Raw genomic sequence first — 11,764 nt, forward strand, 5'->3', positions numbered from 1 at the left:
AAGAAAGTGTTGAAAAATATCCTGGAAATACAACTTAGTGATAATGTAAAAGCCAGAATTTTGGACAACGAATTAAGTAACCGGTATGCGCGGGATCGAAAGATCAAGAAAGTACGGTCACAGTTGGAGATATATAATTACTTACATCAAAAAAGCAATGGAATACCTGATTCATCCAATCCTGAGATTTCAGAAATAGTAGCAGTGGATGAAAAATCGGCGGTATAAAACGACACATGAAACTGGCGGCCATAGATATCGGTAGTAATGCGGCACGATTGCTGATCTCGGATGTTATTCTTTCCAATAACAGAAGACCTCAATTTCAAAAGGTGAACCTGGTACGGGTGCCTTTGCGGTTGGGATTTGATGTATTTGAGAAAAAAGCGATCTCAAAGGAAAAGGAAGATATGATCCTGAACACCATCAAGGCCTATAAACTGTTAATGGATGCATACGGGGTTGAATATTGCAAGGCAGCCGCTACTTCTGCCATGCGCGATGCTTCCAACGCCATAGAGATCCTGGAACGCGTTAAAAAAGAAACAGGAATTCCTATTGAAGTGATCACCGGCGATGCAGAAGCCTCGCTCATTTATGAAAATCACATTGCAGAGAACCTCGATAAAAACCACACCTACTTATATATAGATGTGGGCGGCGGCAGCACTGAACTGATGTTTTTTGCCAATAGCCGGCTTATTTTCAAACGTTCATTTAATATTGGCACCATCCGGCTGCTGAAAAACCAGGTTGACGATTTTTTGTGGAGTGAAATGAAGGATTTTGTGAAACGCGAAACCAAGCCCTATCATGATCTGGTGGCCATTGGCAGTGGCGGTAATATCAATAAAATATTTTCCCTTTCCAAACGAAAAGAAGGCAAATCCCTACCTGTGCAACTGTTGAAGGATTATTACAAGGAGTTCAGCAGTTTTTCCGTTGCCGACAGAATGCGCATTTACAAATTGCGCGAAGACCGCGCCGATGTGATCGTACCTGCCCTGTTCATTTACGTGAATGTGATGCGCTGGGCCGGTATTGAAGAAATATATGTGCCTAAAATAGGGTTGGCAGACGGACTTATTCAACATTTGTATGATGAATTGAAAGAGAAGGGTAAATTGGTTTTAAGTTCATAGTTTGTTAGTTCTTTAGTTTTTGAGTTCATAGTTATTATCAAACTAACAAACTAAAGAACCAACGAACTCAATAACTTATAAATCTGCAACTGTATCATTCCCAAGCTTTTATTTTAATCTTTTCCAATTTTTATTTCTTAAACTCCATTTTATACTAACTTAGCTCCGCTAACAACTGCGAGGAGCATTATGAATGTGTTTTATTCTAATGCAGAGCCATATTCCCTCCCGCCTTACTTACACAGCATAAAACTCCCAGGTATGTCGGTACACGTTAACAAAGAAGTTAAAAAGATAACGACCCATACGTTACAAAAAATGAAGACTGTTGGAGAAAAGATCTCCATGATAACAGCCTACGACTTTTCCTTTGCCCGGATCTTTGATGAAGCCGGTATTGATGTAATACTGGTTGGCGACAGTGCCTCCAACGTAATGGCTGGACATGAAACTACGTTGCCTATTACGCTCGATCAAATGATCTATCACGCTTCTTCGGTTATCCGGGGTATTAACCGTTGTTTTGTAGTGGTTGATCTGCCGTTTGGTACTTATCAGGCCAATTCAAAAGAAGCGCTGGCATCCGCCATCCGCATTATGAAGGAAACAGGCGCGCACGCCGTTAAACTGGAAGGTGGCGAAGAAGTGCTGGAATCGGTAAAACGCATTGTGGCGGCCGGTATCCCGGTAATGGGTCACTTAGGATTAACTCCGCAATCAATTTACAAGTTTGGTACCTATACGGTACGGGCACGCGAAGAAGCCGAAGCCAATAAGCTGCGCAATGATGCGAAGTTATTAGAGGATGCTGGCTGCTTTGGCGTTGTGCTGGAAAAGATCCCCGCTGTACTGGCCAAAGAGGTATCTGAATCGCTGGTAATACCAACCATTGGTATTGGCGCCGGCATGCATTGCGATGGCCAGGTGCTGGTAATGCACGATCTGCTGGGCATTAATACCGAATTTAAGCCTCGCTTTTTACGGCAATACCTGAACCTGTATGAGCAGATCGTTGGCGCTGTAAAGCATTATGTGAACGATGTGAAGGCTAAAGATTTTCCTAACGATAAAGAGCAGTATTGAGTTAACTGGTTGACAAGTTAACCTATTAACTAGTTAACTTGTCAACCATCTCCTATTTCACTATTACATCCGCATTCAACACTTCATACATAAGTAAGTTATCCCACGTTTTCTTCAATTTCCGGTATAGGGTACTGCAATCTGTTGCCGCGGTGGTTTTGGCAATAACTTCTATTTTATTATAGAATAACAACAACAGCATCCGCTTCTCTTTCTCCAGACGGGTTTTAGCTTTAGCAAGATCGGCATTTCCCTCGCTATTGGTTTTCTCAACAAATACCACGGCATTTTTTACATCGTGGTTGTTGGAGCGCAGGTTCAGTATCTGGCAGGCGCATACCTTGGCGGTAACGGTGTTAGTAACCGCAATTACAGAATCGATCCTTTTTAATGAAGCAATAAAATGTGGGGAAGTAAAAATGGTTGGTATTTTATGTCCATCGTTGGCAAGTAAGGTGCTGCTGATGGCCATACCTGTCAGCAATAGCAAACAGGTTTGCATAAAAGTGTTCATTGGTACGGGTATAATCAAGTTAACAATGTGTTTAAGGTTTTTACAGGAACACTGGAACTTGACTGGGATTGCTTGAGATCGGGGGCGAAGATCGCCGGGCAGGTTGTTCACGGATATGAAATGCAAAGAATAAAACTAAAAGTGACATGTCAAATCGTATTTATAAACTTTTTTACCGATGCAGTTGATCGTTAAATGCACATGTAATGTATGCGGGTTTTTACGAGTAGAAGTAGGTTAGCGTAGACTGGCAGGGTGCTAAAAAAAGAAGCCCTTTGTAGAAACAAGGGGCTCAAACGATTGCTTGCCATATGAAAGTGCAAATGTAGGTGAGTCGGTTTATACTTGCATTTCCTTAATGTTAAATCTTTTTAAGATTAAGTGTTTTAAAAACGTTTGTCAGTCTGGGCGCTTGTTTTAGACAATTGGCAATTGCTTATTCTCTATTGGCTCTTCGTTGTTTAAATTCTTCTTTCATTTCTTTTTGGTTCTCTTTGTATATCTTAAACTGCTCTTTTGTTAACACATCCTTCATTTGTTTATTCCTGGTATTATTTAATGACTTGAGCTTATTACGTTTGGCCATTTTGGGCTCGGTCGACTTTTTTAAGTCAGCAATCCCTTCAAACCAGGTGGTGTTAATGGCATCAACCTTTTTTGATTGGTCTTCAGAAAGATTCAATTTTTGTTTTAACTCCTGGAATTTAGCTTTGGCTTCAGCCCTTTGCTCTTCCGTCATTCTTGATTGTGCAGAGGCATTGGCTGCCAGTATAACCAATACCAGCATAGCAGTGAATTTGATGATCCTTTTCATATTTTAATTTTCATTTTAATACAAAGTACACCATACATATCGCATGGATCATGTAAGTTCTTTTAAGCTGACATCTTGCGTTATCGTTGATAGTTATGAAACCAATGCTGCCCGTGTTCGTTTGCAAGTGTATAATAAAATACACAATGGAAGTAAGAAATATGTAACATGCTCTTAATGAAAGATCCGCTACACTGGGAAGCAGCACCATGTTGGTACGTGATGATACAATATATTTAGGATTGGCAGTCATAACAGATTCGTATTACATAGACTATCCCCTATCCGTAATGTTTATTGGTTGGCATAATTTTTTTAACAGGTTATTTTGATGGGTTTTAACATAATTGTTGCCGAAGGATTGGTAGAAATTACGCAGTTTTAACCTTCTTTTCGGCAGTATAATGCAGAAAACCCTAACAATGATCTACCTGACACAGCTGATTTATATAAAAGAAGGGCATGAAGCTACATTCTTTGAGTTTGAGAATTTAGTTCTTCCACTTTTGTGGAAATATAAGGGGCAACTTCTTTTACGTATTCGACCAACAAGTAGTACATTTGTAGATAATTCTATTGAACCGCCATTTGAAATCCACCTGGTAGCTTTTGAAAATGAGCAGGGTCTTGAGCAGTATCAGCAGGACGAAACACGTAAAAGCTGTCTACATCTTAAAGAACAATCTGTAAAATCAGTTGTTCTCATTAAAGGTTCACAGGTCTGATAAATCCAGTTTATTCTATCTACATTTTTTTATTACCGGGTAATCCAACGGTGCGTGTGTAAGGAATGTCAAATTTGGAAAAACCTGTCCAATTGTGGGACAGCACTTTTGATGCGCCTACTACTAATTCGTTAAAAATCATTCATCAGGAATATGGTATGGCAATTGGGTATTTTTCATAATTACTCAATACACTTATAGTGTATGATCCATACCGAGTTTTCTATTCTATAATATAAAACGGATACTATGAATTCTAATTTACCCGGTAAGTTGTTAAAGAGGAAATTGTTGGAACTAAACAGCGCTTTGTTTTTTGCTGAAAATGACTCTTTGTTCAAATTGCCGAATCACCTGGTTACTGAAATGGAGCTGAACGATGATGGGGATGAGATCAGGTTTGCTATCCCTAAACCAGCCCAGGATATTGAAGCATTTGACAAGGAATTTCCAGTTCGCATGGAATTTTTCAAGAAGGGAATTGCGTATCGCCTGAAAATTCAGGGCAAAGGATTTATTAGTGAAGATGCTGCCGAATTGGAGAATTGGCTGGCTGCTTCCCCCACCCGTCTGGAAAAAGTAAAGAACGAACCCACCATCATGGTGAAAGTAGTAGTGAAGTATGTTGATTACTCTGGTAACATCAACAGTTCTTTTCCCAGCAAGCTTAAAATGGCAGGCATGCAAATATTCGATTCGATATTCTCCCATAAAGGAGCCACCGTTTCCGTTTAGACATTGAATAAATAGTTTTAAAGAATAGAGTCCCCCGACGGTACAGTCGGGGGATTGTCGTTTTAAGGTGTTTCTGGCGTTGAGACAGTGAGTGATAAAATAGTACTACCTTTAATCAGGCTCTTTTTTTATTAATCTAAATTTTGCCGTATGAACCTCCTTCAACGACTAGAGTTTTGGGGTGACAGGCACCATCCCAAATGGGCGGACATCTTCCGCTTTGTACTCGGTATTTTCCTCTGCTATAAAGGGATTGAATTTCTGGAGAACATGAGTGGCATGATCGGCCGTATGGGCTCCTTCTTACCTAACAGTTATTTTGCTTTAAGCTTATTGGGACACTATATTGTTTTTGCGCACCTGGTAGGCGGGCTTATGCTGGCGGTAGGGTTACTTACCCGTGCAGCCTGTATTATGCAATTGCCTATTTTGATCGGCGCTATTATCTTTTTAAACCAGTCCATGTTCCGTCCTTTCCAGGAATTGACGGTTACTTTAATTTGTTTGGCCGGACTTATTTACTTCCTGATTGCTGGTAATGGTCCCTGGTCGGTTGATCGTTATTTTGACGAGAAGAAGAAAGATGAAAAAGATCTTCATCAAAGTAATTAGCTGTTTACTGTAAGCGAGGCAGGAAGTAAGAAGTACGAAGCTCACGAATTTCATACTTCTTACCTCTTACTTCATTTTATTGTACTTATCTATTTTGCTTTCCGTAATACCAGTTGTAATACCTCATCTCTTTCAGGGTCGTATGTACTTGTATTTCCCTGGAACTGCGCCAACGGTGTTTTCATGAGTTCGTGGTCGATCACCAGCGCTTCAAAACCTAATTTCTCTCTTGTTTTCAGCACTAACAGGATCTCGTAAGGTATCAGCTCAAAATAGGCAAACTCAATAAAGTTTTTGTCTGCAGCCAATGTGGTATGCATTAAATGATAATCGCAGGCTTCCTGCAGCAAGGCAGTGTATTGTTCATTCGGTGTATTGATTGAGTTGATGAGCCGGCGGTAAATATGGTCTGCCGGTAGAAAATCAACCGGTAACCCGCCTTGGTTATTGTTGTAGTAAATTTCATACAACGAAACCAGCAGTTCTTTATGCACTACATACTCATGCGCCTGTTCTTTTTTCAGGTCCCATCTGCGTCTTAACAGGGTAACTGCGGTATCGGTCATATCTTTTTTATCAAACAACCAGCTCATGCCAATTACCGCGGCAAATGGTTCGTCGGTCAATGAAAAGTTGGTGGGCTTTGCTTTTTTAATGTAGTTATAGATCCAGGTCATGGCCCGCTCAAAGTTTGTCCACCCTTCTGCCGTTCTGTTATTCAGTACGAAATTATTGGCCGGCGCCAGTAGTGTTTTGCCAATAGAAAAATCCAGTTCGTCAATGACGGCGCTTCTGTCATCTTCTGCTTCTATATCTTCTAATTTTTCCTGCTCATACGTTGCTATATCTGTTGGTGCATCTAAAAAAAACTGGATCTTCTTTTTCAGTATCTGATTTGGCTTCATAAAAATCTATATTAACATTTAACCCAATGTTGAACGCCGACGCCTTTCTTCTTCAGTTTAACATCATAGACGTTGCCTCGCTTTGTCACTTTGTATTTGAGCACATATCTCTTCATGCCGTTCTTGTCAATTTCCCGTAATATATTTCGGGCGGCTCTGTCAACCCCCGGTGCTGTTTGTTTACCGCAGATGGTTCCAAACCTGCTTGCTTCCGTTAACCGGTCGGCGATATACTTCTCAGGGTCTTTTTGTAATCGTGATAACTGCGATGAATTCGCTTTCACTTCAAATACATATACCGCATTGCTCGTTGGGTGTTGCGCCACAATATCCAACCCGTTCTGGCTACCATTTTTTATGTCGGGGAATACCTTCCAGCCATTTTTGGTAAGCACATTCCTGAAATGATCTTCGGCCGCATCACCAATTGGGGTATTATTGATAAGACCAAATGCATCTATCCAGGAATTAGGGTCATATGCATACGAATATACATTAAAACCACCCAACACCGACAGCGGGTCCTTGCTGATGTAAAGCCCCTCGTGCGGATTGTAATACCTGAACCGGTTATAATACAAACCCGTTTCTTCATCCTCGTACTGTCCCTGATACCGGAAAGGTATAAAATTTTTGCTTCCGGTGATCACCGAGGCCCGGCCATACATATCGAGTGCGCATTCCCACACTCTTTTTCCTGTAGCATCATACGCTGCTACGGGTGTGCCAAGGTAATCTGCTATGATGCTGTAGGTATTGCCGTCTTCTATTTTTGCGCAGGGAACAAAACTATCATCTTCAAAAACCCAGGTAATACCTTTTACGCCTGCCAGTTTATTTTGCGGATTGGGTTCTTCTTTATCCAGGATCATTTCGCCCCATTCATTTACTACCGCACGGGATTTTTCAGTATCCCTGTAACTCCACTCGTGCAGGGGTGTATTGGCATGCCAAACCCACCGTGTTATGGTGCCATCAAAACTTTTTGACAAACGCCGGCCTAACGCATCATAGGTATACTCCACTGTTTTTCCATCGGGGCGTTGTACATTTTTCAGCAATCCTTTGGCGTACCAGGTATACCGGGTTTTCTTTTGGGTGAGTTTATCAGTTTTGCTCACCAGGTAGCCTTCTTCGTCGTATTTGTACAAATATTTATCGCTTTCCAGCGGAGCGCCGGCACTGTTATACCGGCGATCACTTTTGTCGGTTGTCTCATAAATATTACCGGTTGCATCAGCCGTTCTGTGCATGATGTTATTACTGGCATATTGGGCAAATACCAGGTTGCCAAATGTATCGTGTTTGAAATGAGTGTTGCGCAGCGACAGGGTGTCAAAAATATCGGTCAGGCGATTATCAGCGCCCCAGGTATATTTTTTCCATCTTTGCACTACGCCTCTCCTGCTTAGTTTATGTTCGGCCGGTCTTCCACCCTGATCGTATTTCCATTCACTACATAAGTCACCCGGTAACAGCCTTTCTATTTCAGTACCGGCCTGGTTATATTTCATTTGTGCCTGCCAGGTATCAGCTTGCATCTGGGTTACCTGTCCGGTTTCATTACGCTTTAAAAGCATATCAGCGCCCAGGCTGCTGGTAAGCCGTGTACGGTTGCCCCATTTATCATAGGTGCTTTCTACTTTATAGCTATCCTGTTCTTCTGCTACGATTAATCCCAGCTTGTTGCGGTTAAACCTGACGGTGCTGTGCTCATTCATGGCTTCCTGCAGGTTGCCGTTTTTATCATAGCTGAATAATTCCCAACTGCCGTCATGGTATTCCAGCCGGGTTATATTGCCATTGGCATCGTATTCATATTTTGTAGAACGGTCGCCTGGCCGGATGGCTTTGGTGATGAGGCCGGTTGCATCCCGCTCATACTGCGACTGAATGCCATCGAACCCGGTTTCGCTGGTAATTTCTCCCCGGTTATTATAATCCAGGCTGTAATGCCGGCCCGATTCGTTTATTACCGTGCGCAACCGTTCTTCGGTATCGTATAAAAATTGCATCTCCACATTTTCCTGTCTGCGCTTTTTTACGTTGCCGATCGGCGTGTATTCATACTGTACGCTGGTATGTTTATCCCGGGCGTGCACTATATCTTCATACGCATTGTACTGCAGCCTGATGGTATTGCCATCGGGCAAATGAATAGTTTGAACCCGGTTCAACTCATCATAGGTAAGATACCGGATCTGACCATCGGGATTGATGGATTGAATGCAACGGCCGAGTGCATCGTATTTCCATTCCGCATAGGTACCGTCTGGCAACTGTACCCGGGTCAGGTTTTCATCCTCATCATAGCGCAGAGCCGTTTTCAGGTTGCCATTTTCAATGATTGTCTCTACCTGACCTTCGGAATTATATTGTAAAGTGATCGTTCTGCCATTGGGATGGTTGATGAACGACAGGCGGCGCATGTCGTCGTAACCAAAGCTCTGGCTGCTGCCATCGGGTTGAACGATCAATGCCGGTTGGTCAAAATCGTTGTAAAGAAATTGCAGGGTGCTGCCATCAGGGAGCGTTTGTTCTTTCAACCTGCTTTTTTCATCATAGGCATAACCGGTTATATTGCCGGCTTCATCTATTTCGCGATATATGTCAAAGTCTTCTGTATAATAAATGTATTTATGGTTGCCATAATGATCGGTTTCCTGCACACATAAATTATTTTCATCGAAATAATAAGTGGAGGTTTCCCCAAGGGAATTGGTGACCAGGTTATATCCTTTATGGTATTCAATAAATCCTTCCAGCACGCCCCCATCGCCCCAGGTATGTACGCACCGTTGTTTGGCATCGTATTCCCAGTAAAAGCTTTGGCCGTTGCGGTCGGTCTTTTTTACCATCAGGTGATCCTGGTATTCGATAGTGACCGCCTGGTTCAATGCGTCGGTGATGGCGATCAGATCCCCCTCCTCGTTATATTGATAGTTTACCAGCGTTTGTTGTATAGAACGGTGGTGTACTTCAATGGCGGTGATACGATGTTGTTTGTTTAACGTGAAAAGCAGTTGCCTGCCGGCGGAATCTGTTATGGCTGAGATGTATCCGCCGGTGTAATGCAACTGTATTCGATTGCCGCTGTAGTTTTCAATAAACGATAACTGCCAGGTGTTTGGCTGTTGTTGGTGATTGAAATGATAATACAGCGATTCATTGTAGTCTTCTAATAAAAAATGTCCATTCTGTTTTCGGCGGAGTAATACTTTTTCCTGGGGATGATAAAAGCCTTCCCCGTAATACAATAAAGGAAACACAGCTAACCGGCCATCGGCCATGGTTACTGACAGGCCACCTTCTTCGGGCCATATTTGTACACAACGATCATAGCAATGGTGCACGCCATGTCCAAGCTGACCCTGAACGGCAGAATCGCTGTCCCAGTTGCGTACCCATGATAACGGAATAGGCCCGGGTAATTCAAAATCGGTATGTTCAACATTTACCCTGCCGGTGATAAGGTCAACCGGTTCAAACCCCATTTTACACAGCATGGCGCTGAGCTTTTTGGTGGCAGGCGATCTCTTCAGTAATTTATTATTGAGTGCTTTTAACAGCTTGCCGCCCAGTTTGCCAAATATCTTCAGGAAGGAACCAAAAGCAAATGCTTTTAATAAGGCCATCAGGCTGAAATTGGGCACCAGCGGACCGCCCACCATAACGGGTTTGCCCCATTGTAATGGAATACAAAATGAGGTTGGCAGGTATAAGGATGGAATGGGAATGAATTTTTTCCCGGGACGTAGCGACAAGGGAATGCCGATGTCGTTACAGGTCATGAGCATGTAGCCCGCACCACTCATGGGCGCCCCATCTACCGACACGGTTTTACTTCCAAAGAAATTCTGACTATCGTGCCCGATCATGGGAAACAACGTAAAGCCCGCACCAAACGGGATGTGTACAAAGGTAATGATCATGCCCATGGTATCGGTATTACCACGGGGCACATGATTTACTTTTACGGTGGCTCCAATAAACGGGAGATAGTCAAACGGGTCGATGACCAACCCGATATATGGATGTGGAAGTGGAATGAATGGGAATGGCAAATTCACAAAGTGAATATCGATACCGATCACCGGCTTCAGGTGCGTGTTGGCTACGTACATAGAAAAAGTTTCTTGTTTCTATTTACTGATTGCTGTTTTCAGGAATGGAGGCAGCATGTTCTATTGCATGCTGAAATAATGAGCGTACGGAATTTGTTCCGTATTTTATTTCATTGGAAGCGAAAGGGAGCAATTGCCGTAATATGGGTTTTACATCTACGCTTTTTGATTCGCAGAACCGTATCAGGTCGCCGAAGTAAACCATTTCATCACGGGCGTCAGCTTCCAGGTTCCTGGCTTCAAACAATATCAGGCTCAGCACTAAATATTCATGGCTGCCGCTTTGGATATTTTCTTCCAGTTCGTCGAACGTTGGTGTTATGTAATTTTTTAATCGTTGCGTGTCATTCAGTATGGCGTCTATTGCCTGCAGGTCTTTAAATGAATTGGCGGCCAATACTTCGCCTATCGTCCGGCGAATAAAAGCCAGTTCCGGTTCTATCTTTTTGCGGTATTCCGATTCAATAGCACGCATTTCTTCTACCCAGCCGTCCTGGGTAAAATCGATGCGGTTTTCTTTCGCCCGCAATTCATCGACGTACTTGAGTGTTATCTCTTCATCGATCATTTCAATTCTCGATTTAACAGAACTCATATTTTCCATACTGATGATTTTAAGGATAATGTTTATTGGTTTGCTCCTGGTGGTTGCTATGAAACCATTATTTCGCCTGCGTTTGCCTGTCTGATCTTTTTCCTGGTGTAATTCTGTTTTAGTTCTTCAATGGTTTGTTGCCAGTCGGGCCCATAGGCGGCGAGCATTTTATGGGTCACTATTTCAGCAAGGCTGTCTTCCTCCTGCTGTTTCTGTTGCACATAGTCGTACGCCATAAATGGGTATTCCGAGGCTTGAATTTCCTCATCGGTCAACTGGTTGGTGAGCAGTAGTGCCTGTTTACCGGCCTGTAGTTTTTCTTCCTTCCAGCCTTTGTAATCGGCGAATATCCAGGCTTTGTAATAGGCAGATACAGCTTGCGAGGCAAACCCAAAAGCAACCGCTTCATCGCCGGCTTTCATAAACCATTCCAGCGCTTCTTTTCTTTCTTTCTGGATCTGGCAATCGGCCCCTTTATAGGTATAATATTGCAGCAGCAAGGGTTTTATGGATTC

11 protein-coding genes and 1 pseudogene are annotated in these 11,764 nt (G+C 42.7%); 6 read left to right on the forward strand and 6 right to left on the reverse strand.

From position 1 onward, the window contains the following. The 3 genes and pseudogenes from ACJ751_RS09035 to panB form a co-directional block, all read left to right on the forward strand. Positions 1–228 (forward strand): annotated as a pseudogene (locus ACJ751_RS09035) (polyphosphate kinase 1); the annotation flags it as partial. Positions 229–236: 8 nt separating this feature from the next. Continuing rightward, a complete protein-coding gene (locus ACJ751_RS09040; protein ID WP_407745161.1) occupies positions 237–1,142 on the forward strand; it encodes an exopolyphosphatase in 906 nt (301 codons plus the stop codon). A gap of 261 nt (positions 1,143–1,403) precedes the next feature. After that, positions 1,404–2,225 carry a 3-methyl-2-oxobutanoate hydroxymethyltransferase gene (panB, locus tag ACJ751_RS09045; RefSeq protein WP_407745162.1) on the forward strand — a complete coding sequence of 274 codons (822 nt, stop codon included), beginning with the start codon at positions 1,404–1,406 and terminating at the stop codon, positions 2,223–2,225. Positions 2,226–2,277: 52 nt separating this feature from the next. On the opposite strand, the gene ACJ751_RS09050 is transcribed toward panB, so the two are convergent. After that, positions 2,278–2,739: a hypothetical protein gene (locus tag ACJ751_RS09050; RefSeq protein WP_407745163.1), complete on the reverse strand. Its 462-nt coding sequence runs from the start codon at positions 2,737–2,739 to the stop codon at positions 2,278–2,280. A 436-nt stretch (positions 2,740–3,175) separates the two neighbouring features. Further along, entirely contained in the window at positions 3,176–3,553 is a 378-nt protein-coding gene (locus ACJ751_RS09055; RefSeq protein WP_407745164.1) for a hypothetical protein, read from the reverse strand. A 422-nt stretch (positions 3,554–3,975) separates the two neighbouring features. Here ACJ751_RS09055 and ACJ751_RS09060 point away from each other — a divergent pair, with 422 nt between their 5' ends. From ACJ751_RS09060 to ACJ751_RS09070, 3 genes are all read left to right on the forward strand, one after another. Continuing rightward, a complete protein-coding gene (locus ACJ751_RS09060) occupies positions 3,976–4,278 on the forward strand; it encodes a DUF1330 domain-containing protein (RefSeq protein ID WP_407745165.1) in 303 nt (100 codons plus the stop codon). Between the two features lie 249 nt (positions 4,279–4,527). Continuing rightward, complete coding sequence (locus ACJ751_RS09065) at positions 4,528–5,013, forward strand: hypothetical protein (protein WP_407745166.1); 486 nt, start codon at positions 4,528–4,530, stop codon at positions 5,011–5,013. Positions 5,014–5,163: 150 nt separating this feature from the next. Then, entirely contained in the window at positions 5,164–5,625 is a 462-nt protein-coding gene (locus ACJ751_RS09070) for a DoxX family protein (RefSeq protein ID WP_407745167.1), read from the forward strand. 89 nt (positions 5,626–5,714) lie between these two features. Here ACJ751_RS09070 and ACJ751_RS09075 read toward each other — a convergent pair whose 3' ends face one another. The 4 genes from ACJ751_RS09075 to ACJ751_RS09090 all read right to left on the reverse strand — a co-directional run. Next, positions 5,715–6,530, reverse strand: a complete 816-nt coding sequence (locus tag ACJ751_RS09075) for a hypothetical protein (RefSeq protein ID WP_407745168.1) — start codon at positions 6,528–6,530, stop codon at positions 5,715–5,717. 11 nt (positions 6,531–6,541) lie between these two features. Further along, entirely contained in the window at positions 6,542–10,654 is a 4,113-nt protein-coding gene (locus ACJ751_RS09080; RefSeq protein ID WP_407745169.1) for an RHS repeat-associated core domain-containing protein, read from the reverse strand. Between the two features lie 22 nt (positions 10,655–10,676). Further along, a complete protein-coding gene (locus ACJ751_RS09085; RefSeq protein WP_407745170.1) occupies positions 10,677–11,258 on the reverse strand; it encodes a hypothetical protein in 582 nt (193 codons plus the stop codon). A gap of 47 nt (positions 11,259–11,305) precedes the next feature. Continuing rightward, the coding region (locus tag ACJ751_RS09090; protein ID WP_407745171.1) for a hypothetical protein at positions 11,306–11,764 on the reverse strand (459 nt) is incomplete at its 5' end.

The sequence above is a fragment of the Niastella sp. genome (assembly GCF_045805085.1).
Classification (GTDB): domain Bacteria; phylum Bacteroidota; class Bacteroidia; order Chitinophagales; family Chitinophagaceae; genus Niastella.